The organism is Acinetobacter sp. YH01008, from assembly GCF_013420435.1.
Classification (GTDB): Bacteria; Pseudomonadota; Gammaproteobacteria; order Pseudomonadales; family Moraxellaceae; genus Acinetobacter; species Acinetobacter pseudolwoffii.
Genome location: NZ_VOYD01000009.1, coordinates 1 through 25,223, shown reverse-complemented (window position 1 = coordinate 25,223; position 25,223 = coordinate 1). Strand labels below are relative to the sequence as shown.

Genomic DNA, 25,223 nt, shown 5'->3' with positions numbered 1-25,223 from the left:
TTTTAAACATTAAGCACATTCCTTCTGAAAGTCTTGTAATAATGCCGCATAGTCTTCAATCGCTAAACGTGGGCCAAATTGCGAAACTACCTGACTGGAAATTAAAATCGCCAGTTCAGCCGCAGTTTTAAGGCCTAGGTTGGCATTCAAGGCATACAAGAAAGCCCCGGCAAATGCATCACCGGCACCATTCGTATCTACTGCAGTAACTTTGCGGCCAGGAACTTTAAATGTATTGTCGTGATCCGAAATAAGTGCACCCTCGGCTGACAATGTAATGACAACGTGTTGGCTGAGTGTTTTTAACTTAACTAGAGCCGCGTCAATATTATCGGTCTCTGTATACATCAGGGCTTCTTGCTGGTTACACAGCAACAGGTCGACACCTTCTGCAATCATTTCATCCAGACCGGCACGCGCATATTGCACCATGGCAGGATCCGATAAAGTTAAAGCAATTTTAACTCCGTTAGCGCGGGCAATTTCACGTGCCTGTTTGACGGCATGGCGTGCTGTTTCAGAAGTCGATAAATAACCTTCGATATATAGCCATTTCGCAGTATTTAGCGCACTAAAATCAATTTGTTGATCCGTGAGTTCAGCAGTAATACCTAGATAAGTATGCATGGTACGTTCAGAATCAGGACTCACCAGAACCATACAAGTTCCCGTTACACCTTCGCTGATCGACTGGATTGTGGTCTGAATGCCTGCATCATTTAAACCTTTCAGATAGATTTGCCCCAGTTCATCATTACCAACACGGCAACCATAAAATGCAGAACCGCCAAGTGCAGAAAATGCCACGGTAGTGTTGGCTGCTGAACCGCCTGAAGCCTGACCTTTATAAACTTGAGTCGCTTGAAGATTTTGATAAAGCGTGGCCTGAGTATCACCATCTGTCAGCTGCATGGTGCCTTTTTGCAAGTGATGTGCAGTTAAAAAGTCGTCAGACACTTTAAATTCTTGGTCAATCAGCGCATTACCAATTGCAAAAAGATCAACATTTGCCATGTTTAAATATCACATTAAAAATGAAAGTGCCAAGTTTACACGATTGCTTGGGATTGCTGTAGTTTGCTGAATCATTTTCAAATATTTTCCAAGAATGCTGTATTTTATTCAGTGACTATCTTTGGTCTAAGATTTGACTTATTTTTATGCACTACGTTGCTGTAGCATTGATTTAAGCATCAAATTTTATTTATAAGGATATATCGCGTTCGACATGATACTTTAAAGTCGTTCTGCGAAGATCATTCTTCACAATCATTTCAAATAGTGTGCGTATATGGATATTAAAATTGTAAAAGTTGAACAACTTCCTGACCAAGTCGAAGCGCTCGCAACGCTGGCGCGCAAAGAAGGCTTAGATGTGTTGGATAAGTTAATTGAAGAATATCGCACCGGTAAAAACTGCTTTGCTCAAGCCAATGAACATTTACTGGTCGCGCATGATGGCAAAAAACTGATTGCCTGTGGTGGCCTAAACCAGCAATGGGGCGATAATGGCATTGAAGAGCGGATTGGTCGTGTGCGCCGTTTTTATGTCCATCCAAAATATCGGCTGCATGGGGTCGGTAAACAGCTTCTGGCTTATCTGGAACAGTTGGCAGCTCCGCATTATTCGGCCTTATGTCTGCAAACAGATACCCGACTGGCTGCAAGTTTTTATCAAAAACAGAATTATGTATTTGTGGAAAATAATCCAAGTTATAACTACTTCAAATATTTGATTTCGTGATCTTGCGGCTGTTGAGCCAGACTTAGCCAGTAAATTTGATGATTTAATTTTCAAATGATCAAGTTTACTTAATTCGATCAAAATCCTCGGTTTTCAACGTGAATAATTCAGATAACTAAAGCTATAATGTCCTTAGTTATTTTAATTAAAGCATTAGGAGATCGCATGACTGTAGATGTCACTGAAACCATTTCTCAAACTGTACATCCTGCGTTTCAGTTGTTACGTCAACAACATGTTGAAGCTTTAGACATTTTTGTGTCTGAATATAAACATAAAGTGACTGGTGCCACACATTATCACCTGGCGACCAATCACGATGAAAATGTCTTTCTGGTGGCGTTTCGTACCCAGCCGATGGATTCTAAAGGCGAAGCACATATTCTGGAACATACGGCACTTTGTGGTTCAGAAAAGTTCCCGGTGCGCGATCCATTCTTCCTGATGATCCGCCGTTCATTGAACACCTTCATGAATGCTTTTACTGCGGCAGACTGGACGGCTTATCCATTTGCAACGCAAAACAGCAAAGATTTTCAAAACCTGCTTGAAGTGTATATGGACGCGGCATTTGCTGCGAACCTGAATCCACTGGATTTTGCTCAGGAAGGCATTCGCATTGAACTGGAAAATGGCGAGCCAGTCTATAAAGGCGTGGTCTTTAATGAAATGAAAGGGGCGATGAGTTCGCCTTCAGACCAGCTGTATCATACGCTGGCGCATCATTTATATCCGCATACCACGTATCATTATAATTCTGGTGGTGATCCTAAAGACATTCCTGACCTGACTTACCAAGAGTTAGTTGATTTCTATAAGTCACATTACCATCCAAGTAATGCAGTGTTCATGACCTTTGGCAATAAAACCGCTTTTGAATTACAAGAGCAGTTTGAAAATCTGGCATTGTCCAAATTTGAAAAAGGTCAGACTTTATATCCAACGCCTGAAACCCGTTTGACTGCACCATTGACCGTTACAGACAGCTATGCAGTCGATGCTGAAGATCTTCAGGACAAGACCTATCATGTGTTGTCATGGTTATTGCCTGAAGCCAGTGATATTAAACTGCGTTTGGGTATGCGTTTAGTCGAAGGGATTCTGCTTGAAGATTCTGCATCACCATTGCGTCATTATCTGGAAACCTGTGGTTATGCCCAGTCGACCGGTCCATTTATGGGCGTGGATGACTCTAATTTCGAGATGACTTTCTACTGTGCGGTGCAGGGTTCAAATCCTGAACATGCAGAAGAATTTAAAAATGGTGTGTTCAAGGTGCTGGAAGATGTTGCCTCGAAACCGGTCGATCAGAACATGGTCGATGCAATCCTGCATCAGATTGAATTGCATCAGCGTGAAATCAATGGCGATGGCACGCCTTATGGTCTGAGCCTGATTCTGAGCGGTCTGGGTAGTGCGATTCATCACCGTGATCCGGTCGAAGTCTGGGATGTGGATTCTGCCATTGCTGCGGTTAAAGAAGAACTGCAAGATCCAATGTGGCTCTCCAATCTGATTAAAGAATATTTGCTGGATAATCCGCATCGTGTCCAACTGACGCTGATTCCGGATGCAACGAAATCAGCCAAAGAAGCGGCCGATGAAAAAGCCCGTCTGGTTGAAATTGGCAAGAATCTGACCGAAGAGCAGAAAGCAGACATTATTGCCCAGACTGAAGCATTGAATGTGCGTCAGGATACTCCGGATGATTTGAACTTGTTGCCAAAAGTTGGCCTGGAAGATGTACCTGCGGAATTACAGGTGGTTCAGGGCCAGTTACGTGAGATTATCTGTAATCAGGTCGATACACCGTTGAATCTGTATCATGCCGGTACCAATGGTATTTATTACCAACAGGTTCTGGTCAATATTCCGGATGAAGTGGTGCAGTCGCCGTATTTCAACCTGCTGTCGATCCTGATGGGCGAAGTCGGTGCGGGCGAATATGATTATCTAGAATTCCAGCAGCTGCAAACTGCGGTGAGTGGCGGTCTGGGCATGGGCGCATCCTTGCGTTCTAAAGTCGATGACAAAAACAAGATCAGTGCCTGGTTGACTTTGACGACCAAGTCGCTGGTTAATCATCTGGATGCGATCCGTCTGTTGAAAATCGGTTTTGAACAGCTACGTTTTGATGAGAAAGACCGTATTGTTGAGCTGTTACAACAGCGTAAAACACGCTGGCAGTCGCGTATTTCCGGTTCGGGTCATAGCTATGCGATGCAATCTGCATCTCGTCAGCACAGTGCCTTGGCATTGCGTGATTATCACAATACTGGTCTGGGTGCATTAAACTGGCTGATCGAGCTGGTCTCTAAAATTGAAAAAGATCCGGCTGAATATGATCTGCTGATTGACGAGTTAAAACGAATTCATCGTGTCTTGTTGCAAGCCCCGAAGCAGTTCCTGCTGGTGTGTGAAGAGCCGCAATCTGATAGCTTGATTGAAGAAATCCAGAATGTCTGGGACAAACTGGCGGTTGATCCTGCACCGGTTGCACTGACTCAAATCGAAAAAGTGACGCATGATCAGCATGAAGCCTGGTTAATTCAGGCCAATGTCCAGTTCTGCGCGGCTGCTTATCCGGCGGTCGAAGTGGCGCATCCTGATGCTGCTGCCTTGATGGTGCTGGCGGGTTATTTACGTAATGGCTTCCTGCACAGTGCAATCCGTGAAAAAGGTGGTGCTTATGGCGGTGGTGCCAGCTATGACGGCAATGCCTGTTCATTCCGTTTCTACAGCTACCGTGACCCGCGTCTGGCAGAAACCTTTCAGGACTTTGATGCCAGTATTCAGTGGTTACTCAATGCGCCGCAACAGCCGCATCAACTGGAAGAAGCGATTCTGGGTCTGATTGCCAGTATGGATAAACCGGGTTCACCAGCGGGCGAGGCAATCACTGCATGTTATGCCTATCTGCATCAGCGTACACCAGCATTCCGTAAGAAATTACGTGAACGTCTGTTAAATGTCACACTGGATGATTTAAAGCGTGTTGCACAAACTTATCTGCTTGAGCAGCAGGCTACTAAGGTAGTCGTGGCGCCAGTGGCAAAACGTGAAACGCTGGAGCAGCTTGGTTTTGTAATTCAACAAGTTCTATAAATAAAAAAATGAGGATAAGGGATGGCGCTTAATTCGTTTAGGCGCTCAACTCTGCAGCTGAGCGTTGTGCTGGGCTGTACAGTTGGGACGCAAGTGAATGCGGAAGAAAAAATAGTGGTGAATAGTCCCATGCCGGCAACGGCTGAAGCCTGTGCAGCACTGGAAATCAGTGCAGAACGTCTGGCCTGTTATGATAGCTTGTTTAAAATAGCGATTATCGATAAGCCGGTGATCGTTTCTGAACGTCGTGCAGCAGTAGAAATTGCGCCTGAACCTGATAATTTAAAAGCCAGAATGGGACAAACCGTTTCTAATATTTATGCTTCTGAAGGATCAAAGCTGACACCAAATCTGTCTTTGCTGGATAGTCGCTGGGAATTGTCTCCGGAAAGTAAACTGGGTACCTGGAACATCCGTTCTTATCAGCCAATTTATCTGATGCCCGGTTTTTGGACTTCAAAGAAAAATGAATTACCCGAGAGTGAAAATCCCAACAATATAGAGACAGAGAAACAGAATCTCACCTCGACTGAAGCTAAGTTTCAACTGTCTTTAAAGACCAAGGCGGTTGAAAATATTCTGGGGAATAATGGGGATCTCTGGCTCGGTTATACTCAGTCTTCACGTTGGCAGGTCTATAACTCGGAAGAGTCACGTCCGTTTCGTGAAACCAATTATGAGCCCGAAGCAAGTTTTGTTTTGCGTACCAATTATGACCTTTTTGGTCTTAACTGGCGTATGTTGGGACTAACCATTAATCATCAGTCCAATGGCCGTTCTGACCCGTTGTCGCGTAGCTGGAACCGCGTCATGCTGAATCTGGGCTTTGAAAAAGACAATTTTGCCCTGATGGTTCGCCCTTGGTATCGCTTTGAAGAGAATCGTGACGACGATAACAATCCCGAGATCAAGAACTATATTGGACGCGGCGACATGACGGCTTTTTATCGTCATAACGAGCATGATTTTTCCTTGATGCTGCGTCATACCTTAAAAGGCGGTGATGACAATCGTGGTGCAATCCAGTTTGACTGGTCATTCCCGATCAGTGGCCGTTTACGTGGTCAATTCCAGCTTTTTGATGGCTATGGCGAAAGTCTGATTGATTATAACCATCGTGCCACTTATGTGGGCTTGGGTGTTTCCTTAATGAACTGGTTCTAAGTTTCCAGGCTTCATCATTTTAGAATTAATATAAAAAAACCATGCTGTAGCATGGTTTTTTTATTGGGTGGTTTAACCAATCTGGATTTCTGAAGGCGGATGTTTGATTCGGCTCTTTTTCGGGGTAGCAATGAAATAAGCTAAAGTCAGTGGCCCTAAACGCCCTGCAAACATTAACAGCATCAAAATAATCAAACTGGCAGGTTGCAGCTCTTCGGTTATTCCTCGGGTCAAGCCGACCGTGCAGGCTGCTGACACGGCTTCAAACAACAGATCGAGAAAGTCATGTTCAGGTTCCAGAATTAATAAACTCATAAAGCCCATCACAATTAAGGCAGCTGTAATACAGACCACGGCCAGTGCCTTAAATGTGGTTTTTTCGGGAATAGAATGATTAAACAGACGGATTTCATCTTCGCGTCTTAAAAAACTGATCACGCTAATCAATACAATAATAAACGTGCCGACTTTAATTCCGCCCGCCGTACTTAAGGAGCCGCCGCCAATAAACATCAGAAACATGGTGACGAGGGTCGATGCATCACTCATTTGCTCCATCGGTAAGCTATTAAAGCCTGAAGAGCGGGGAACAGTGGCATGGAACCAGGCATTCACGGCTTGATCGCCTAGACTCATCAGGCCCAAAGTTTGCGGATTAGAGGCTTCGAGTAGCCATAGTACAATAAACGCACTCAGATTGAGCCCCAGAATCGTCGAAAGAATGAGCTTGCTATTGGTACTTAACTTGCGCCAGCGTCTATGTTGCTTGACATCCATCAGCACCAGAAAGCCGATACCACCAATGATATACAGCATACTGATGGTAAAGGTGATCAGATACTGCCCTGAAAAGCTCATCAAGCTATTTGGAAAAAGCGAAAATCCACCATTATTGAACGCTGACACACTATAAAAGGCAGCATAAAAGAGTGCTTCACTGAATGGATATTCTCTGAGCCAGGACAAGGTTAGAATCAGCGTACCGATAGCTTCAAAAAACAGGGAATATAAAAATACCGCTTTAATGGTAAAACTGACTTTTTTCAGGCTGGTCTGGCCAATCGATTCCTGTGCCATGACTTGCTGTTTGAGCCCCATCTTGGGTGCCAGACTCATCACTGCCAGAATGGCAAAAGTCATAAAACCCAATCCACCGCATTGCAGCAGAAACATAATGACAACCTGGCCAAATACCGTATAGGCTTCACCGACATTCACTACGGACAGTCCGGTAATGGTCACCGCAGAAGTAGCCGTGAAAATGGCTTGCAACCAGCTGATATCACCCTGATGGGCAATAGGTAACATCAGTAGCAGTGAACCGATCAGGATTAATCCGAGAAAACCCAAGGCCAATAAACTCGGCGGGCTGAGATTAATGGTTCTATGTTGCTTTAAGTCAGAACTTCTCATAGCGCTTTAAAATATCTGGCGAGATGGCGTAAAGGCTCCAGTAATCCTTCAACCACAAGAATATCGCCTTCCTGCAGAATCAGGTCGGATGCGACCTGGTATTGCACCACTGATCCGCGCTTATGTAATAAGGTGGTGATTTCAGGGGCGTGCTTCATCAGTTGGTTGAGCGGCGTAGCATGATGATCGGCATGAATCTCAATTTTGACAATATAATGATCATCTTCCAGTGCCATATAACGACTGACCATCGGGTAGCTTAAAGACTGAGCCACACGCACGCCCATATCTTCTTCAGGATGAATGATTTTCTCGACATTGAGATGGGTCAGAATCATGTGATGGGATTTGGATTTGGCTTTTACCCAGATTTTTTTGACGCCCATATTTTTCAGGTGCAATACACACAAAATACTGGCTTCAATATCTTCTCCGATCGCCACGACTACGGCATCACAACGCTGCACATTCAGTTCATCCAGCACATGCTCATCGGTTGCATCGGCAATTACAGCATGGGTCAGTTGATCAGAAATATTTTCTACATATTTTTTATTCAGATCGATTCCGATCACTTCATGATTCAGACTGATCAGTTGCGTGGCCACAGTCGCACCAAAACTACCCAGCCCAATCACTGCAAATAATGCCATGAATATTGTCCTAACTATTTTTATTACATCTCAATTTTAGTGTAAGAGAATTTCATAAAAATTGCGCTGTTATTCAGCAAGCTATGCCGAGATAAATAGTATGATCATGATTTTGAGTTGCACATAAAAAACCGCCTCGAAAGGCGGTCTATATTTTAACAATTACTTCAGGAAGCGCTGATAGCCCAGATTATTGGTAATTTCCTGATATGGATAGGTAATGGTTTCAAGGGTTTCAATCAAGCCATCCGGATTCTGCTGCGCATCGGTCGCCTCCAGACCCACTAGAACACGCCCTTCCGCAGCGCCGTGGTTACGGTAATGGAACAGGGTAATGTTATGCGTTGGGCCAAGACGTTCCAGGAACATTAATAAAGCACCAGGACGTTCTGGAAATTCCACCCGGAACAGGCGTTCATTTTCAATATCGGCATGACCACCAATCAGGTAACGAATATGCAGTTTTGCCACTTCATCATCAGACAGGTCATCGACGTCATACTGGAATTTTAGCGTTTCATAAATTTCCTGACGTTCTTTTTCACCATTTTTTAAGCTGATCCCAACAAATACTTGAGCAGCAGAGACATCACTGGCACGGTAATTAAATTCGGTAATATTGCGACCTTGCAAAGCGCGACAGAAGTTGAGGAATGAACCTTTCTGTTCCGGAATCGTCACGGCAAAAATCGCTTCTTTACGTTCACCGAGTTCGGTACGTTCGGCGATATAACGCAAACGGTCGAAGTTCATATTGGCACCGCATACAATCGACACCATATTTTTGCCTTCGATTTTATGTTCTTCGACATATTTTTTAATGCCGGCCAATGCCATAGCACCTGAGGGTTCGACAATGCTGCGGCATTCGTCATAAGTATCTTTAATGGCTGCACAAATTTCGTCGGTATTGACCAGTACCACATGTGGTTCTACGATCGGGCCAGAATTATCTGACTTTTGCAGGCGAATCACTTCAAATGGTTTTTCACCAATTTGTGCAACGGCTGTACCGTCAGCGAATAAACCCACAGAAGGTAAAATGACACGTTCATTGGCCTCTAAAGCTGCTTTTAAGCATGCCGATTCGTCATATTCCACCGGAATGACTTTGACATGCGGGGCAACATCACCCAGGTAGGCTGCCACACCTGCGATCAGGCCACCGCCACCTACCGCTACAAATACATAATCGACATCACGCCATTGACGCAGAATTTCATTGGCAATGGTACCTTGACCCGCCATCACCAGCTCATCATCATAAGGCGGAATAAAAGTCATGCCATCTTCTTGAGCACGTTGAATTGCATATTTGTTGGCAACGTCGAATGAGTCACCATGTAAAACAACTTCACCCCCAAGGCGTTTTACCGCTTGGACTTTAATATCTGGTGTTGTTTTTGGCATTACGATAATGGCGCGAATACCCAATTTTTTACCTGATAATGCCACGCCTTGTGCATGGTTGCCTGCTGAAGCTGTGATGACACCACGTTCCAGTTGAGATTTCGGCAATTGACTAATGCGGTTATAGGCACCGCGTAGCTTGAATGAAAAAACCGGTTGTAAATCTTCACGTTTAAAGCGGATGTTATTATTGAGTCGTTCGCTAATTCGTGGTGCTGCTTCGAGTGGGGTTTCGATTGCAACATCGTAGACCGTTGCTTGTAATATTTGTCGAACCAAACGAGACAGCATGTTAATTTTCCATCTAACAGTTTAAAATAGGCGCTTATTGTAACAAACCATACGGCTTTGCGGTTCGAAAATACTGCAAAAGTCCAAAATAGTTGAGTGAAGCCATGAGTCTATATGCAACCCAAGATGAGAAAAAACAAGCAGCGGCCCGTGCTGCTCTGAAACACTTACCAAAAGGCGGCATTTTAGGCGTAGGTACCGGAAGCACGGTTAACTTTTTAATCGATTTATTGCCAGAACTTCAGTTAGAAGCGGCTGTGGCAAGTTCTGAAGCAACGGCGCAACGTCTTAAGAAGTTAGGCATTGAAGTGGTCGATATGAACTCTGTCGGCGGACTAGATGCTTATGTCGACGGCGCAGATGAAATTGATCGTCATTTGCATATGATCAAAGGTGGTGGTGCAGCACTGACACGTGAAAAAATTGTGGCATCGATTGCGAAAAAATTTGTGTGTATCGTGGATGATTCAAAATGGGTCGGACAATTAGGACGCGATTTCCCGCTGCCAGTTGAAGTGATTCCTATGGCACGTTCTGCGGTTGCACGTAAAATTGTCTCTTTGGGCGGTGATCCTGCATATCGTGAAGGTGTCGTGACTGACAATGGTAATGTGATTTTAGATGTGCATAATCTGAATATCTTAAATGCACTCGAGCTTGAAAAAACGCTTAACAATATTCCTGGCGTGGTCTGCAACGGAATTTTTGCGATTAATAAAGCGGACATCGCAATTGTGGCAACCAATGACGGTATTGAAGAACGTATTGCGGTTTAATCCTTTAATTTTATAAATTAAATCCCCCTAAATCTCCCTGAGCGAAGTTTTAAAGCACTGCTTTAAAACAAGTGCAAGAAGGGAGATTTTTAAAAGCCCCTCTTTGAAAAAGGAGGGTTAGGGAGGATTAAAAATAAAATCAATAAAATATGACCCCAAACCTGCCTGAAATCCAAATTACTCGAAAATTACGCGCAACACGCTTAAGACTGCGTGTAGAGCCGACGCAAATTAAATTAACTGTGCCGCAGTTTTGTACACAGCGCCAGGTTCAAGAATTTTTAAAACAATCAGAACAATGGCTGATTAAAACCTGGCAATCGCAGCAGGAAAAAGTCCAAAAAATAGACCGAACGCTACCAACTGAGCTGCAGTTGTTTAATTTAAACGTGCCAGTTCAGATTCATTATCAAAGCCAGAAACATAACTTTGTTTTCGATTCTGAGAAGTTACAGCTCTGTGTCAGTGATCGACATCCTGAAGAATATTTAAAAGCCTTTGTCATCAGCTATGCCAAAGACCAGCTTCCCCTATATTTAAATCTTGTCTCACAGCAATGCAATCTGCCTTTTAAGAAGTGCAATATTCGCCAACCCAAAACCCGGTGGGGAAGTTGTTCTGCTCAGCATGACATTATGCTGAATAGTGCTTTGGTGTTATTTCCCGAAGAAATTACCCGTTATGTCGCGGTACATGAACTGGCACATACCCAATATTTTGATCATAGTCCAAGGTTTTGGGCGGAAGTTCAGAAATATGATGCAAATTTTCAACAGCATCGGAAAATGCTAAAAAATACGCCGTTGCCATATTGGTGGGAAGCTTAAATTGAACTGAATAGAGAATGAGAGGGAAATAAAGGCTTAAAATAGCCTAAGCAATATAGATGTTACTTTTCCATCTCTCTTTAATTTTGAAATTGTGTTCAGTACTTATAAAAAACCAGTAATCCCCGCTGAAACAGTTTAGAAAACCTCAACTTCCTGTCATACTACGCAGTTACGAAATGGAAACTTTGATTTGAGGTAGTGATCGTGATTACTGTTGGTATTGTCGGTGGTACAGGTTATACAGGCGTTGAATTGTTGCGTCTTTTGCTACGACACCCAAATGTACAGGTGAATGTACTAACATCACGTACCGAAAATGGTCGCCGTGTAGATGACATGTTCCCAAGCTTACGCGGACATACCGATCTTCAATATTCAGATTTAAATATCGATGAACTTAAAAAATGTGATGTCGTGTTCTTTGCAACGCCGCATGGTGTTGCAATGAAACATGCCGAAGCGCTTGTGGCTGCAAAGACCAAAGTCATTGACCTGGCGGCAGATTTCCGTTTACAAGATCTGCAACAGTTTGAAAAATGGTATGGCATGCAACATGCTTGTCCAGAACTGTTAAAAGACTCTGTTTACGGTTTATCTGAATTGAATCGTGAACAAATTAAACAGGCCAATGTAGTTGGAAACCCGGGTTGTTATCCAACCACGGTTCAGTTGGGTCTGGCGCCAGTATTAACATCAAGTGACGCATTAGTGAAACCTGAAAGCATTATTATTGATGCGAAATCAGGTGTGTCGGGTGCAGGTCGTAAAGCAAGCTTGGGCGGCATCTATACTGAAAATGCCGATAACTTTAAAGCCTATGGCGTAGCAGGTCACCGCCATCACCCTGAAATTGTCGAAGCCCTGGAAAATATCTCAGGTCAAAAAGATGTGTTTGATCACATTTTATTTGTTCCGCATTTGGTGCCAATGATCCGTGGTATGTTGTCGACCATCTACATCGATCTCACTGAAGCAGGACAAGTAGCAGATTTACAGGCATTGTATGAACAGTTCTATGCCAATGAAACTTTTGTCGATGTCATGCCAGCAGGCAGCTCACCAGAAACCCGTTCAGTGCGTGGTGCCAATCAGTTGCGTATAGCCTTGTACAAGCCGCAACCGACCAAGCTGGTAGTCTTGGTTGTACAGGATAACTTGGTGAAAGGTGCAGCAGGTCAGGCCGTACAAAACATGAACCTGATGTTCGGATTTGCCGAAGATGCTGGCTTAAATAATATTGGTTTATTACCATAAGAAACGTATTAGAACTTCACACACATTTAGATTTGGATTTAAATGTGTGTCTTGAATAAAGCAAACAAGAGATCAAAATGCCGAATAACGAGTCAAATACGACCATTCCTCAGGAACCAGCTGCAAAAAAATCTTTGATGAAAGGCAATACGCCCTTGGTCATTGGTGCGGCTGTATTGATCTTGAGTAGTGGTGTGCTCGGATATACCGTAGGACACCGTCAGGGTTTGACTGCGGCGGGTTATGATGCAGATGCAGAGCAACTGGTCGATGTGGTACAGACACAAAAAGCCAGTCTGGAAACATTAAATAAGAATCTGAATACTGCGGTTCAGGAGCGTGATCTGGCGGTGAGTAATGCCAATGATCTCTATCTGGCCATGACCAAGGCGCGTGATGAACAGGTGCAGGCTGAAAGTGTCGGAACCATTTATCGCGAAATTTTGCGTCAGCGTGGTGGTTTGGCATTGGCGGTTCAAAACCTGTCGATTAAACCTTTGCCGGAAAATGCCTTTGAATATCAGATTGATCTGGTTCAGGTCAGTCCAGGCAAAAGTCGTGCCTCCGGGAGTATTGAATTACGCTTGATTAAAGGGACTGAAATTCTGGTGGTGCCACTGGAAGACAAAAACTTTAATTTTGAAAATTATGAGCGTTTAACCGGTCGCTGGAGCATGCCAAAAGGCTTTAAGCCAGAATTTATTGAGATACGTCTCAGCGGTGCCAAACCGGTGATCCGTCGTTTTAGCTGGGAACAGGGCAAAGCAGTTGAAAATCAGTCTGCCGCCTTGTCAGAAATTCCGAAAACCGAAGCAAATGCAAATTAAGTGTGAAATATAAATCTTATGCCAAGCAATAAACGTCAAATGTGTTTAAGTGATATCAAAAATTCTTTTTATGAATCTGGAATTGTTGATTGGCATATCAGCCCGCGTTTAGCAAATGAACCTCTGGAAGGTGATGATTCTGACCTTGCTGTGCAGACTGCACCGCCAGAACTGAAACGTCCGCCCTTATATGCTGTCGTTTTAATGAACGACGACTATACCCCGATGGAATTTGTAATTGAAATTTTACAACAATACTTTGCAATGAATCTTGACCAAGCTACACAAGTAATGCTAACTGTACATTATGAAGGAAAGGGTGTAGCTGGGGTCTATCCTCGAGACATTGCGGAAACCAAAGCGAACCAAGTCAATAATTATGCTCGATCACAAGGTCATCCATTACTTTGCCAAATAGAGCCTAAAGATTAAGGGGGTTACATGCTCAGTCGTCAATTAGAAGTATCACTACGTTTGGCTGTCAGCATGGCTCGTCAAAAGAGACATGAGTTCCTGACCGTAGAACATTTATTATTAGCCTTGCTTGACAATGACTCTGCCGTAAATGCGCTTAAAGCATGTGGCGCAGACATTATCGTGTTGCGCAAGGAATTAGAAGAATACGTAGAACAGCATACCCCTAAGCTTGGTGAAAATAGTGATCAGGCACCACACCCAACAGAAAGTTTTGACCGGATCTTGCAGCGCGCGATTTTTCACGTGCAATCTAGCGGTGGTGATCGGACTGTAGAAGGTGCTGATATTCTGGTTGCGATGTATTCTGAGCGTGACTCATTTGCCGTCTATCTATTGAAACGTCATCAAATTAATCGCCTTACGCTAACTCAGTACCTGTCTCATGGTACGCGTAAAGAAGAAGTACAGGGTGAAGAAGAAATTGAAGACCTCGATGGTGAGTCTGCATCTTCAGCCAGTTCAGGTCCGCTTGAACTGTATACGACTAATCTCAATATCGAAGCGCAAAAGGGCAAGACCGATCCACTGATTGGTCGTGAAAAAGAAATTGAACGTGCCGCTCAAATTCTGTGCCGCCGCCGTAAAAATAACCCACTTCTTGTCGGTGATCCGGGGGTCGGTAAAACCTCGATTGCAGAAGGTTTGGCATGGTTGATCGTTAATGGTAAAGCGCCAAAACCACTCGAAAATGCTGAAATTTTCAGTCTGGATATTGGAGCATTGGTTGCCGGAACAAAATACCGTGGTGACTTTGAAAAACGCTTGAAACAGCTTTTAAATGCGCTGAAAAAGAAACCTGAAGCTGTGCTGTTTATTGATGAAATTCACATGATTATTGGTGCAGGCTCCAGTATGGGCAGCACCATGGATGCATCGAATCTGATCAAGCCTGCATTGGCCAATGGCACTTTACGTTGCATTGGTTCAACCACTTTTCAGGAATACCGTCAGGTCTTTGAAAAAGATCATGCTTTGTCACGCCGTTTCCAGAAAATCGATGTGAATGAGCCATCTATTTCTGAAACCATTGATATCCTACGTGGCTTGAAATCGAAGTTTGAAGATTTCCATCATGTGCAATATGACGATCAGGCATTGGTATCTGCGGTTGAACTTTCTGCGAAGTTCATCAATGACCGTTTCTTGCCAGATAAAGCCATTGACGTGATTGATGAAGCAGGTGCGCAGCGCCGTTTAAAAGCTGAACAAGATGACAGTTTGATCACGGTAGAAAACATCGAAGATATCGTGTCGAAAATTGCGCGTATACCACCAAAAACGGTCTCTAAAGATGACAAGAGCGTACTGGAAAATCTTGAGCGCGATCTGAAACGGGTGGTCTTTGGTCAGGATGAAGCGATCGAAGCTTTAGCGTCTGCCATTAAACTGTCTCGTGCCGGTTTGAAATCTCCAGATAAACCTGTGGGCAGCTTTGTTTTTGCTGGCCCAACCGGTGTCGGTAAAACCGAAGTGACCAAGCAGCTGGCTAAGCAGATGGGCGTAGAGCTGGTTCGCTTTGATATGTCCGAGTACATGGAACGCCACGCAGTGTCGCGTTTAATCGGTGCACCTCCGGGCTATGTCGGTTTTGATCAGGGTGGTTTGTTGACTGATGCGATCCATAAAAATCCACATTGTGTGCTATTGCTTGATGAGATCGAAAAAGCGCATCCAGATGTCTTTAACCTGTTATTGCAGATTATGGATCATGGTTCCTTGACTGACAATAACGGACGTAAATCGGATTTCCGTAATGTTGTCCTAGTCCTCACCACCAATATTGGTGCTGAAAGTATTTCACGTATTAGCATTGGCTTTATGGAACAGGACAATAGCAACGATAACCAGGAAGCGATGAAGAAAGCCTTCTCTCCGGAATTCCGTAACCGTCTTGACGGCGTGATTCAGTTCAAGGCATTGCCAAGCAGCATCATTGAAAATGTCGTGGATAAATTCCTGACCGAACTTCAAGCGCAACTTGATGATAAGAAAGTCATGCTGGAAGTGGATCAGAGTGCGCGTGAATGGATGTCAGAGCAAGGCTATGACCGTTTAATGGGCGCACGCCCAATGCAGCGTCTGATTCAGGAACACCTGAAAAAACCATTGGCAGAAATGATCCTGTTTGGTGAACTGGCTGAAAATGGCGGTAATGTTGCAGTGTCGGTGAAGAAAGAAAATGGTAAAGCTGTTGGCTTAAAACTTGAAGTCTTTGAAGACCAGACTGCTGAACCTGCTTAATCAATATGAAAAAATAAAACCCGTGCAAGCACGGGTTTTTTCATGCACTCATATTTTAAATCATCACATTCATTCATACAGTTCAAAAGACAAATCATGGATATTCAAATTACCAAGCTGCTCACCACTTTTTGCCTGTTTCTGGTCACGGCATTGATGGAAATTTTAGGCTGTTATTTTCCCTACCTGATTTTAAATCAGGGAAGAAGTCACTGGTTGTGGATTCCAACAGCTCTGGCTTTGGCGGCTTTCGTCTGGCTACTCACCTTGCATCCGGCTGCTTCTGGACGGATTTATGCCGCTTATGGTGGCATCTATATTTTTTCGGCGCTAATGTGGTTGCGCTTCGTTGATCAAGTCACACTGTCACGTTGGGATTTGCTTGGCGGGATGGTGGTAATACTGGGGGCACTGATTATAATTCTACAGCCGCAAGGTTTGGTGCGTTAGCAGGATATAACAGCAAACCTCATCAAAAAGAGGCAGCTATAGCGACCTCTTTGTTTTCTTGATGTTTTAATCCTGAATAAAAGCCAATATCTTATTTCTTTAGACTATTTCAATTTGCAATCTTTCTGGGAAATATCAGTTTTATAGGTTTGTGTTTGCGAGCTCAGGCTGAGCTCGACCTTGTATGGGTTTTCAATCTGATAGCGATGCTCAAAGAAAATCTCGCAATTATTGAGCAGATTATTACGGATCATTTTCATCACTTCTTTGCGGCCCAGATCTTTTTCAAATTGGCTAAAATCCGGTGTGGTGATTAAACCTTTCAATGTGGTTTTATTGGCACTTAACTGTAATTGTTCAATAATTGTATTCTGATCGATCTGTAAAGGTAAAGTTCTGGAATCTTCTGCACTGAGTACCGCGAGTAATTCATTCAGTTCAGCTTTTTTCTGAATTTTAAATTTGCTGTCAATAATATTTTTTTCTTGAAGATATTGGTCAAATTCAGAAGCATGAACGGAGAAGGTGGCACTGCTAAAACCTGCCAATAGTGCCAAGGCCCAATATTTATTTTGCATTGTATAACATCACTTTTTATTCCATTTCAATCATGATTATAAGAGCTGAGACAAAAAAAGCACCAGAGATTGGTGCTTAATTTGTGAAGATTCAGCTTTTAATTTAGTCTTTTTTCAGATTTTCATTAATCAGGAATTCAACCAGGGCTTTTTGTGCGTGCAAGCGATTTTCAGCTTCATCCCAAACCACGGCATTTTTATGGTCAAGCAAGTTTTCTGAAATTTCTTCGCCGCGGTGCGCAGGTAAGCAGTGCATAAACAAACAATCCGGATGCGCAAGATCCATCAGGCGTTCATTCACTTGATAGTCTGCAAAGGCTTTCTCACGGATTTTTTGTTCTTCTTCCTGGCCCATGCTTGCCCAAACGTCAGTCACAATCAGGTCAGCATTCACGGCTGCATCTTCCGCGGTATCGACCAGTTCAACACAATGCGCAAATTCAGACAGGAATTTTTCTTGTGGTTCATAACCTTTTGGCGCTGCAATTTTCAGATTAAAGCCCCACATGTGTGCTGCTTCAATATATGAATTACACATGTTGTTGCCATCACCGATCCAGGCAACAGTTTTACCTTCGATTGAGCCGCGTTGCTCTACATAGGTCTGCATGTCAGCAAGTAACTGGCAAGGATGGTGATCATCTGTTAAAGCATTAATCACAGGAACTTTTGAATAAGATGCAAAACGTTCCACGATATCATGACCGAAAGTACGGATCATCACGATATCTAGCATGCTTGAGATCACGCGTGCAGAATCTTCAATCGGTTCACCGCGGCCTAACTGGGTATCGCGAGAAGACAGGAAAATTGCGCTACCACCAAATTGGCTCATGCCAGCTTCAAACGAAACACGCGTACGGGTACTCGATTTCTCAAAAATCATGCCCATCACTTTACCAACAAATGGTTGGAACACTTCATTGTTATGCTGTTTGCGCTTAAGCTCAATTGCGCGTTGCAAAATCTGGTTAAGTTCTAAAGTTGATAAATCGCGTAAGGTGAGAAAGTGACGGAGAGCCATTCGTTACTCCACAATAATTGCCGAAAAACTCGATCAACAATCAGTTGTTGGTTAGTTTAAGAAAAAATACGGAATCGGCTAATATACTATAAGCAATGAAAAATGCAAAAAAACTAGACTTTTTGATGACCGTCTAAAAAGCGATCCACACAATAACTGATGTATTTGTCGATTTCCTGATCATCTTCTTGTATGGAAATTCCCATCAGGATGCGCCATTCCAGATTACGCAAAATACCAAAATATAGCTGAGCCGAATATTGCGGATTTTCACAATGCAATAAGCCTTGTGCATCTGCCTGTTCTAAAGCAGTGGCAATCGCACTCTGGACATGTACAGGACCATGTTCATGAATATGCTGAGCCAGTTCTGGATTACGCTGACTCTGTTCCAGAACCAGACGCATAAAGGCTGAGTTTTCAGGTTGCATGATCTGATGATAAAAATTCAGCAAGGTGTGAACCAGATAACTACGAAAATCCAGTGCCATCAGTTCGATCGGAATGCTGATATCTTCAAAAAACTTGATACGACGATAATCACAGATGGCCTTAAACAAGCCTTCTTTATTGCCAAAGTACTTATAAATGGAGGCTTTGGAGCCACCTGCATGCTGAACAATATCATCGAGAGACACAGCATCATAACCCCGTTCCAGAAACAGCTCGGTTGCACTGTTCAGCAGCGCAATACAGCGCTCATGACCACGTTTGGTCTGCGGCAGGTCTTTGGCGAGCGGTTCTAGGACGAGGTCTTGCATAGGAGATAATACATCAACATGTCAATAAAGATTGAAACGCCATCATAGCAAATATATGTACATATTTCATAATTGCACCGCATAAGCGCAGTATTTGCCGGATTAGGTAAAGTAAAACTTAAAAATTTGACTAAAGTTTTAGAGTATTTGTTCTATCAGATTGTGGAATGAGCAAGTCAAATGAGTATACTCGAGTTTCAATAATTATAGCCAAGACTGTGGAAAAGGAAGATGACAGAACAAATGTCTGCAGGTCTAAGATTTAGACAAGCACTTGAAGTCGAGAAACCATTGCAAATTATGGGTACGGTAAATGCCTATGCTGCCATGATGGCCAAACAAGTCGGTTATAAAGCCATTTATTTATCAGGTGCGGGTGTCGCGAATTATTCTTATGGTTTGCCTGACCTGGGCATGACCAGTCTGGATAATGTTCTGGAAGATGTACGCAGGATTACAGAGCGTGTTGATACACCTTTATTGGTCGATATCGATACCGGTTGGGGCGGTGCATTAAATATTGCTCGCACGATCAAACAGATGATTGCAGCTGGTGCAGCCGCGGTGCATATTGAAGATCAGGTGGCACAAAAGCGTTGTGGTCATCGTCCAAATAAAGAAATCGTGTCACAGCAGGAAATGGTCGATCGTATTAAAGCGGCGGTCGATGCGAAAACCGATGCAAACTTTGTGGTCATGGCGCGTACCGATGCGCTACAAAAAGAAGGCCTGCAAGCGGTGATTGATCGTGCTTGTGCCTGTGTTGAAGCGGGTGCAGATGCAATTTTTGCCGAAGCGATGACCGATATCACCATGTATCGCACCGTATGCGATGCAGTTGGTGTGCCAGTCTTGGCAAATATTACCGAATTTGGTGATACACCGTATTATACGGTAAATGAGTTGGCAGAGCAGGGTATTGGCATGGTGCTGTATCCATTATCAGCGACACGTGCCATGCAAAAGGCAGCCCTTGAAGTGATGCGTTCGGTGCGTGAACACGGCACTCAGGTGAATGTGCTGGATATTATGCAGCAACGCAAAGAACTCTACGAATTTTTAGATTATCACAGCTTCGAAGACACATTAGATAAACTGTTTAAACAGGAGAATTAAAAAAATGGCTGAAGGAAAAGTACTCACCGGCGCAGGATTGCGTGGACAAGTGGCAGGGAAAACTTCACTCTCAACTGTAGGCAAAAGTGGCGCAGGTCTGACCTATCGCGGTTATGACGTACAGGATCTGGCTGAACATTGCCAGTTTGAAGAAGTGGCTTATCTGATTTTCTTTGGCGAACTGCCAACTTCAGAGCAGTTAGTTGCCTATAAAGCCAAATTAAAATCTTTGCGCACGCTACCTCAAGCCTTAAAAGAAGTGCTAGAGCGTATTCCTGCCGATTCTCATCCGATGGATGTGATGCGTACTGGCGTGTCGATGCTGGGCAATCTTGAAACTGAACTGTCTTTTGAACAGCAACAGGATATTGCAGACCGTATTCTTGCCACTTTACCGGCAATTATCTGTTACTGGTATCGTTATAGCCATGACGGTGTGCGTATTGAAGAAAATACGGATGATGATTCAATCGGTGCACAGTTCCTGCATTTATTACGTGGCGAAAAGCCAAATGAACTGCATGAACAGGTGATGAATGTTTCTCTGATTCTATATGCAGAGCATGAATTTAATGCTTCGACCTTTACGGCGCGTGTATGTGCATCGACTTTATCTGACATGCATTCTTGTATTACCGGTGCAATCGGTTCCTTGCGTGGCCCTCTACATGGCGGTGCTAACGAAGCTGCAATGGATATGATCGAAAACTGGACTTCGCCTGAAGAAGCTGAACGTGAAATGCTGGGCATGCTGGAACGTAAAGAAAAAATTATGGGCTTCGGTCATGCGATTTATAAAGACAATGATCCGCGTAATGGCATCATCAAAATCTGGTCTGAGCGTTTAGCCAAAGATGTCGGTGATACGGTACTTTATCCGGTCTCAGTGCGCTGCGAAGAAGTGATGTGGCGTGAGAAGAAATTATTCTGTAATGCCGATTTCTTCCATGCTTCGGCTTATCACTTTATGGGCATTCCAACCAAGCTGTTTACCCCGATTTTTGTCATGTCACGTGTCACAGGTTGGGCAGCACATGTGATGGAACAGCGTGCAGACAACCGTATTATCCGTCCAAGCGCGGATTATACTGGGCCTGAACTGCGTAAAGTAGTACCGATCGCCGAGCGTTCTACAGCGGCTTAATATTTATTAATATCTTGAATAAAAAATAAGGTCTCAATCGAGACCTTATTTTTTATCGACTTAACAGGACTGGATCTTCAATGCTATAGCCTGTTTCAAAAGGAATCCCCAAATACTTGACTGTCACCAGCGTTTTATTCTGTTTAGGAACTTTATAGGCCTGGCTAATTTTTAGACCTTGCTGATAACTGACCGCTTGATGAGTCGGACTTTTTTGTGAGCCAGATTTGACTTGATATTGATAAGTCCATTTTGGCACTTTTTCTTGTGGATCGTACCAGGCAGCTGCCGTCCCTGTTGTGGTTTTTAAAATTTTAAGTTGTGGCTTTGAACTTTGAATCGGACTCAGTGGAACTAAACGTTTTTTGATTTTGGCAATGTCCTGATCAAACTTGCGACTGTCTTGGTCATAATCAATACGTTTGGTTTTTGGATTGATATATAAGGAGTTGACCTGAATCAACTGATTCGGTTTTGCGGATTTAAAATTATAATAATACAGCTGTGGCAAGCGCCCACGACCATCAAGGTAATGACGCATGACATAGAGCTTTTGCTCTTTGACTTCATAGCCTAGAATTTCAATATTTTGTGGGCCACCGACCGTAGCAAAAGCCAGACTGGGCAAGCCAAGAGGGAGCAGAAACAGCGCAGTTTTAATATTCATGGTTATTCTACCCGCAAAAAATAGATTAGCATTTGATCATGCTAATCTATCTTAAAATACAGTAGAAATAATGAAGCTTGTTGCGGCGTAATTATAAAACTAGATTAATGATTGAGTAGATTAATCATATCGTGTGCAACCACGGCAGACAGTTTATTCAGACGTTCGAGTGGAGTACCTTTCAAATAATACTGGAATTGATGCACTTGAGTACCATCATTAATTGCTACAAAAAAAGTCCCTTCCGGTTTCTCTGGTGTCGCACTACCACCGGGTTTAAGCAAACCTGTACAGGCAATAATCCAGTCTGCATCCCGGAACATCTTTTTACCCGCTTCTGCCAAGGCAACAGTAACTGGCATGGATTCGGCAGTGTAACTATTGATCAAAGTCTGGGGAATGTTTAATACCGAAGTTTTTACACCAACATCGTAGCAGACCAATCCGCCAGCCAGAATTTCGGCGCCGTCACTTTTACAGATGGAAAACTGGCTACATAGATATCCAGAGCTCGCACTTTCAATAAAGGCAATTTTTATATTTTTCTCTTCGAGTAAGTTGCAACAGGTCTTTATCATAGTCTCTATATTTTCTTTATGATCCGAGTGGTTTTAGCTTAATTTAGACAGATTTTTTCTGTCGTTCAACTCCGAGTATATTTATATTTTTATGAAAGTTAAAATTTTTCATGGATTAGTACAATTTGATACTGATTTGATCACAAAACCTGAGTGGTTAAAGCTTAGACTATTTTTTCAAATAGAGGTTTCTTCTCAAGCTGAACAGTGGTAAAAATAAAAATAAAGTGCTTAGTGAAAGTAGGGCGTTAGAATGAAAACCACAGTAAAATATGTAGTCTTAAAAAGTCTTGACTACCAATTGGGTACACCATTATTTCAGGAAGAAATTGATGCTGATGGTCAATATTTTGATCAGATTCCAAGCACGATTTCTTATCAGAATTTACAGTTCAAAGTAAAAAGCAAAGAGCTTAAACGTTTACATCTGGCTGAAGAGCAGGAAGATACCCAAACGATTATTGTTAAAGTTGTGAATATCTAAGATAAACCTTAAAGTGAATAAGCCTCTTTTTTTAAGAGGCTTATTATTTGGCTAACATTAAGTTAATAAAAGCTTTTTAAAAATAAAAAATTACCAAAATTAATGTCAGTCTGATTGATAAATATCTTTTATTAAAGTCAAGATAAATTGGAAACAACTTAGTCGTTATACGTGATTCAATGTTACGTATCGTATATTCGTTTATTAAAAAACTGTTTAGAAAAATTACCTTTTGCATGTTTTATTCCATTTTTAAAAATATTAATACTTAGGCTGAGTTATTGAATTTAATCATAAATATCATGAGCATAGATTTTTAATATATTTTACTTGATAATATATTGTTATTTTTTAAAATATTTTAAATGTCTTTTTTATATATTTTACTCAGGTTAAGTTATTCCTTTTATTGAATAATAAAAATTTCGAAACATATTATCTTTCATCATGTGTCTATTTTATTGGATAAAGTAATTTATGTTGCTTATTAATCTTGATTTCAACTACTTGGCTTACCATTTTTTACATTGAATTAATCTGTAACAGGTTATAGGTTAGAGAATTCTGAAAAATGCGTAGAGTAGATATTAAGTCGAAACTCTATCGGCTTTTAATTAATTTAAAGCAAATAGTAAGGAGTTACACCATGGCTAATAATCAACAGCAAGACCAACAGAAACAGCAACAACAGCAAAACCAACAAGGCACGCAAGATCAACAGCGTCAGCAAAACAACCAGCAAAACCCAAACCAGCAACAAAATAACCAGCAGCAACAACAGCCGCAGGGACAAAATAACCAACAACAGCGCGATCAGCAGCAACAACAGCAGCCACAGCGTAATCAGAAAAAAAACCAGCAATCTCAACAAGATCTGGAATAATCAACAGAACTAGCAGCCATAATAGAATTAACTAGCAGCGTGGGTATGATTCATAAGATCTGCCAAAACTGTAGCGTTAATTCTGTTTAAGCTGTACGTTCATAAAAAAAACCGCCTGAATTAGGCGGTTTTTTTAGGGTAAAAATTTGGTTATAGACGTTAATCAGTATGAATTAACACTGGATATTGGCTTTCTGCTTATAAAAGCTTAAGGCATTGTCTAAATCTGTAAGCAGTCCTTTTTCTGTATATTCCTGAGGCATAAGTTTTAATAAAGCCGGCATATAACGAGTTTTATATTCTTTAGGATATTGTTCACAGAGTATGCGTGTTCTTTCTTCTGGACTAATACTGGAAGAATCTAGTTTGTCCAGATAAGCACTGAGTTGATTATCTGATTGTTCAAATTGGGCTTTGAGGGCTTGATCAGGTTCCGCTGAACTGTCGGCTTGCTGCTTTTGGCAGCCACTTATTGTCAGACTTATCAATAAAGTAATCAGTATACGATTTATCATGATGTCAAAATCTTGTTATTTGTCATATCAAAAATTATAGAGAGAAATAGCCAAAAAGAAAGCAGTCATCTACCAACTTTAGAAGAAGTCAAAAATTCCTGATATTCACATACAGTACAGCAACAGGGAGTTTTATCCTAAAAAATGAACAAATTTATTGTTATGCATATTGATCTAAAGTGTCCATCTGTTTTCTCTTAAGCATAAAATTTAACGAATAAAATATATTTTGCCTAAATTAAAGCCATTCAATTAAGAAAAGTAACGCTTATTGCACATTTAGAAACATAGCCTCTATATATCACACACAGATTGACTGCTGGGCCAGTGATATCTTGGCTTCATTCCAAGAACTTAATGAAAATAATTAGAAAATCAGCACATTATAAAGCCTGCTTAATTTAGGAGAGTTAAGCAGGCTTTTTCTTGTTTATAAACACGGATTGCTCAATGAGAGCTTTTTACTTTAATTATTCTCTTTCACATAAGTTTTCATATACAACATAAAGCCTGAAAATTCTCTCAAGAGTGAAACATGAATAGATGGTATTTATATATCTCTTTTTATAAAAAGACAGGGCAAAGCTATGATGAGATGTATATGTGCATTTGGCATGGGTGTGATGGTAGGTTGTTGTTTTAAATCTTGCAAAGAAAAAATGTGTCATATGATGGGCAATGATCATTGTAAGAAGGATCAAAAGACTAAAAGTGAACCGTACCGGGTTTGTCGGAGAGTCAATATTCTGAGAGACTATCCCGATGACAAAATTAAAATATACCCCTGAAATCAGAGAAAGAGCGGTTCAATTATTGATTGAATCTGAAAAAGATTATC

The 25,223-nt window shown here is 42.2% G+C and carries 24 protein-coding genes; 14 read left to right on the top strand and 10 right to left on the bottom strand.

Going from position 1 to position 25,223, the window contains the following annotated elements:
* Positions 1 to 9: 9 nt before the first annotated feature.
* Positions 10 to 1,014, bottom strand: coding sequence for an adenosine kinase (locus tag FTT75_RS07150; RefSeq protein ID WP_180100870.1), 1,005 nt, complete (start codon positions 1,012 to 1,014; stop codon positions 10 to 12).
* Positions 1,015 to 1,291: 277 nt separating this feature from the next.
* On the opposite strand from FTT75_RS07150, the gene FTT75_RS07145 reads away from it, so the two are divergent.
* The 3 genes from FTT75_RS07145 (at position 1,292) to FTT75_RS07135 (ending at position 6,013) form a co-directional block, all read left to right on the top strand.
* On the top strand, positions 1,292 to 1,744 hold the full coding sequence (locus FTT75_RS07145; protein WP_180096589.1) for a GNAT family N-acetyltransferase: 453 nt from the start codon (positions 1,292 to 1,294) through the stop codon (positions 1,742 to 1,744).
* A 165-nt stretch (positions 1,745 to 1,909) separates the two neighbouring features.
* Positions 1,910 to 4,849, top strand: a complete 2,940-nt coding sequence (locus FTT75_RS07140) for an insulinase family protein (RefSeq protein WP_180186172.1) — start codon at positions 1,910 to 1,912, stop codon at positions 4,847 to 4,849.
* Between the two features lie 21 nt (positions 4,850 to 4,870).
* Entirely contained in the window at positions 4,871 to 6,013 is a 1,143-nt protein-coding gene (locus FTT75_RS07135; protein ID WP_180186171.1) for a phospholipase A, read from the top strand.
* A 72-nt stretch (positions 6,014 to 6,085) separates the two neighbouring features.
* On the opposite strand, the gene FTT75_RS07130 is transcribed toward FTT75_RS07135, so the two are convergent.
* The 3 genes from FTT75_RS07130 to ilvA form a co-directional block, all read right to left on the bottom strand.
* Entirely contained in the window at positions 6,086 to 7,426 is a 1,341-nt protein-coding gene (locus FTT75_RS07130) for a TrkH family potassium uptake protein (protein WP_180085323.1), read from the bottom strand.
* Positions 7,423 to 8,079 carry a TrkA family potassium uptake protein gene (locus FTT75_RS07125; protein ID WP_005171105.1) on the bottom strand — a complete coding sequence of 219 codons (657 nt, stop codon included), beginning with the start codon at positions 8,077 to 8,079 and terminating at the stop codon, positions 7,423 to 7,425. The genes FTT75_RS07130 and FTT75_RS07125 overlap by 4 nt, the downstream gene beginning before the upstream one ends.
* A gap of 162 nt (positions 8,080 to 8,241) precedes the next feature.
* Entirely contained in the window at positions 8,242 to 9,780 is a 1,539-nt protein-coding gene (gene ilvA / locus FTT75_RS07120) for a threonine ammonia-lyase, biosynthetic (RefSeq protein ID WP_005171103.1), read from the bottom strand.
* A gap of 104 nt (positions 9,781 to 9,884) precedes the next feature.
* On the opposite strand from ilvA, the gene rpiA reads away from it, so the two are divergent.
* The 7 genes from rpiA to FTT75_RS07085 all read left to right on the top strand — a co-directional run bounded on the left by rpiA (position 9,885) and on the right by FTT75_RS07085 (position 16,635).
* Positions 9,885 to 10,556 (top strand): ribose-5-phosphate isomerase RpiA, encoded by a 672-nt coding sequence (gene rpiA / locus FTT75_RS07115; protein WP_180075075.1) that lies wholly within the window; start codon positions 9,885 to 9,887, stop codon positions 10,554 to 10,556.
* A 149-nt stretch (positions 10,557 to 10,705) separates the two neighbouring features.
* Positions 10,706 to 11,383, top strand: a complete 678-nt coding sequence (locus tag FTT75_RS07110) for a M48 family metallopeptidase (protein WP_180085324.1) — start codon at positions 10,706 to 10,708, stop codon at positions 11,381 to 11,383.
* 201 nt (positions 11,384 to 11,584) lie between these two features.
* The gene (gene argC, locus FTT75_RS07105) at positions 11,585 to 12,640 is read left to right on the top strand and encodes an N-acetyl-gamma-glutamyl-phosphate reductase (protein ID WP_180186170.1); all 1,056 of its coding nucleotides are present in this window, start codon (positions 11,585 to 11,587) and stop codon (positions 12,638 to 12,640) included.
* Positions 12,641 to 12,717: 77 nt separating this feature from the next.
* Positions 12,718 to 13,467, top strand: a complete 750-nt coding sequence (locus FTT75_RS07100; protein WP_180186169.1) for a DUF6776 family protein — start codon at positions 12,718 to 12,720, stop codon at positions 13,465 to 13,467.
* Between the two features lie 18 nt (positions 13,468 to 13,485).
* Positions 13,486 to 13,899, top strand: a complete 414-nt coding sequence (gene clpS / locus FTT75_RS07095; protein WP_005171093.1) for an ATP-dependent Clp protease adapter ClpS — start codon at positions 13,486 to 13,488, stop codon at positions 13,897 to 13,899.
* Between the two features lie 9 nt (positions 13,900 to 13,908).
* Complete coding sequence (gene clpA, locus FTT75_RS07090) at positions 13,909 to 16,185, top strand: ATP-dependent Clp protease ATP-binding subunit ClpA (protein WP_005171089.1); 2,277 nt, start codon at positions 13,909 to 13,911, stop codon at positions 16,183 to 16,185.
* 96 nt (positions 16,186 to 16,281) lie between these two features.
* On the top strand, positions 16,282 to 16,635 hold the full coding sequence (locus FTT75_RS07085; RefSeq protein WP_005096798.1) for a YnfA family protein: 354 nt from the start codon (positions 16,282 to 16,284) through the stop codon (positions 16,633 to 16,635).
* 104 nt (positions 16,636 to 16,739) lie between these two features.
* Here the strand turns inward: FTT75_RS07085 and FTT75_RS07080 are convergent, their stop codons facing one another.
* The 3 genes from FTT75_RS07080 to FTT75_RS07070 all read right to left on the bottom strand — a co-directional run bounded on the left by FTT75_RS07080 (position 16,740) and on the right by FTT75_RS07070 (position 18,998).
* Positions 16,740 to 17,213, bottom strand: a complete 474-nt coding sequence (locus FTT75_RS07080; protein WP_005171087.1) for a hypothetical protein — start codon at positions 17,211 to 17,213, stop codon at positions 16,740 to 16,742.
* A gap of 103 nt (positions 17,214 to 17,316) precedes the next feature.
* A complete protein-coding gene (argF, locus tag FTT75_RS07075) occupies positions 17,317 to 18,237 on the bottom strand; it encodes an ornithine carbamoyltransferase (RefSeq protein ID WP_005171086.1) in 921 nt (306 codons plus the stop codon).
* 113 nt (positions 18,238 to 18,350) lie between these two features.
* Positions 18,351 to 18,998 carry a TetR/AcrR family transcriptional regulator gene (locus FTT75_RS07070; protein WP_005171084.1) on the bottom strand — a complete coding sequence of 216 codons (648 nt, stop codon included), beginning with the start codon at positions 18,996 to 18,998 and terminating at the stop codon, positions 18,351 to 18,353.
* Between the two features lie 231 nt (positions 18,999 to 19,229).
* Between FTT75_RS07070 and prpB the strand changes: the two genes are divergently transcribed.
* Positions 19,230 to 20,114 (top strand): methylisocitrate lyase, encoded by an 885-nt coding sequence (gene prpB, locus FTT75_RS07065; protein ID WP_005096803.1) that lies wholly within the window; start codon positions 19,230 to 19,232, stop codon positions 20,112 to 20,114.
* 4 nt (positions 20,115 to 20,118) lie between these two features.
* Positions 20,119 to 21,258: a 2-methylcitrate synthase gene (prpC, locus tag FTT75_RS07060; protein ID WP_005096804.1), complete on the top strand. Its 1,140-nt coding sequence runs from the start codon at positions 20,119 to 20,121 to the stop codon at positions 21,256 to 21,258.
* A 52-nt stretch (positions 21,259 to 21,310) separates the two neighbouring features.
* Here the strand turns inward: prpC and FTT75_RS07055 are convergent, their stop codons facing one another.
* Complete coding sequence (locus FTT75_RS07055; protein WP_220387178.1) at positions 21,311 to 21,931, bottom strand: aminotransferase; 621 nt, start codon at positions 21,929 to 21,931, stop codon at positions 21,311 to 21,313.
* 98 nt (positions 21,932 to 22,029) lie between these two features.
* Positions 22,030 to 22,503 (bottom strand): CinA family protein, encoded by a 474-nt coding sequence (locus tag FTT75_RS07050; protein WP_005171076.1) that lies wholly within the window; start codon positions 22,501 to 22,503, stop codon positions 22,030 to 22,032.
* A 253-nt stretch (positions 22,504 to 22,756) separates the two neighbouring features.
* Between FTT75_RS07050 and FTT75_RS07045 the strand changes: the two genes are divergently transcribed.
* Both FTT75_RS07045 and FTT75_RS07040 read left to right on the top strand, forming a co-directional pair.
* Positions 22,757 to 22,987 (top strand): hypothetical protein, encoded by a 231-nt coding sequence (locus FTT75_RS07045; RefSeq protein ID WP_004280185.1) that lies wholly within the window; start codon positions 22,757 to 22,759, stop codon positions 22,985 to 22,987.
* A gap of 646 nt (positions 22,988 to 23,633) precedes the next feature.
* Positions 23,634 to 23,870 (top strand): hypothetical protein, encoded by a 237-nt coding sequence (locus FTT75_RS07040; protein WP_180186168.1) that lies wholly within the window; start codon positions 23,634 to 23,636, stop codon positions 23,868 to 23,870.
* 173 nt (positions 23,871 to 24,043) lie between these two features.
* On the opposite strand, the gene FTT75_RS07035 is transcribed toward FTT75_RS07040, so the two are convergent.
* A complete protein-coding gene (locus FTT75_RS07035) occupies positions 24,044 to 24,385 on the bottom strand; it encodes a hypothetical protein (protein WP_005096809.1) in 342 nt (113 codons plus the stop codon).
* Positions 24,386 to 25,223 lie beyond the last annotated feature (838 nt).

Bases quoted from the DNA above. Each gene is read 5' to 3' on its own strand.
- FTT75_RS07150 (WP_180100870.1), bottom strand. From the start codon at position 1,014: ATGGCAAATGTTGATCTTTTTGCAATTGGTAATGCGCTGATTGACCAA.
- FTT75_RS07145 (WP_180096589.1), top strand. From the start codon at position 1,292: ATGGATATTAAAATTGTAAAAGTTGAACAACTTCCTGACCAAGTCGAA.
- FTT75_RS07140 (WP_180186172.1), top strand. From the start codon at position 1,910: ATGACTGTAGATGTCACTGAAACCATTTCTCAAACTGTACATCCTGCG.
- FTT75_RS07135 (WP_180186171.1), top strand. From the start codon at position 4,871: ATGGCGCTTAATTCGTTTAGGCGCTCAACTCTGCAGCTGAGCGTTGTG.
- FTT75_RS07130 (WP_180085323.1), bottom strand. From the start codon at position 7,426: ATGAGAAGTTCTGACTTAAAGCAACATAGAACCATTAATCTCAGCCCG.
- FTT75_RS07125 (WP_005171105.1), bottom strand. From the start codon at position 8,079: ATGGCATTATTTGCAGTGATTGGGCTGGGTAGTTTTGGTGCGACTGTG.
- ilvA (WP_005171103.1), bottom strand. From the start codon at position 9,780: ATGCTGTCTCGTTTGGTTCGACAAATATTACAAGCAACGGTCTACGAT.
- rpiA (WP_180075075.1), top strand. From the start codon at position 9,885: ATGAGTCTATATGCAACCCAAGATGAGAAAAAACAAGCAGCGGCCCGT.
- FTT75_RS07110 (WP_180085324.1), top strand. From the start codon at position 10,706: ATGACCCCAAACCTGCCTGAAATCCAAATTACTCGAAAATTACGCGCA.
- FTT75_RS07100 (WP_180186169.1), top strand. From the start codon at position 12,718: ATGCCGAATAACGAGTCAAATACGACCATTCCTCAGGAACCAGCTGCA.
- clpS (WP_005171093.1), top strand. From the start codon at position 13,486: ATGCCAAGCAATAAACGTCAAATGTGTTTAAGTGATATCAAAAATTCT.
- clpA (WP_005171089.1), top strand. From the start codon at position 13,909: ATGCTCAGTCGTCAATTAGAAGTATCACTACGTTTGGCTGTCAGCATG.
- FTT75_RS07085 (WP_005096798.1), top strand. From the start codon at position 16,282: ATGGATATTCAAATTACCAAGCTGCTCACCACTTTTTGCCTGTTTCTG.
- FTT75_RS07080 (WP_005171087.1), bottom strand. From the start codon at position 17,213: ATGCAAAATAAATATTGGGCCTTGGCACTATTGGCAGGTTTTAGCAGT.
- argF (WP_005171086.1), bottom strand. From the start codon at position 18,237: ATGGCTCTCCGTCACTTTCTCACCTTACGCGATTTATCAACTTTAGAA.
- FTT75_RS07070 (WP_005171084.1), bottom strand. From the start codon at position 18,998: ATGCAAGACCTCGTCCTAGAACCGCTCGCCAAAGACCTGCCGCAGACC.
- prpB (WP_005096803.1), top strand. From the start codon at position 19,230: ATGACAGAACAAATGTCTGCAGGTCTAAGATTTAGACAAGCACTTGAA.
- prpC (WP_005096804.1), top strand. From the start codon at position 20,119: ATGGCTGAAGGAAAAGTACTCACCGGCGCAGGATTGCGTGGACAAGTG.
- FTT75_RS07050 (WP_005171076.1), bottom strand. From the start codon at position 22,503: ATGATAAAGACCTGTTGCAACTTACTCGAAGAGAAAAATATAAAAATT.
- FTT75_RS07045 (WP_004280185.1), top strand. From the start codon at position 22,757: ATGAAAACCACAGTAAAATATGTAGTCTTAAAAAGTCTTGACTACCAA.
- FTT75_RS07040 (WP_180186168.1), top strand. From the start codon at position 23,634: ATGGCTAATAATCAACAGCAAGACCAACAGAAACAGCAACAACAGCAA.
- FTT75_RS07035 (WP_005096809.1), bottom strand. From the start codon at position 24,385: ATGATAAATCGTATACTGATTACTTTATTGATAAGTCTGACAATAAGT.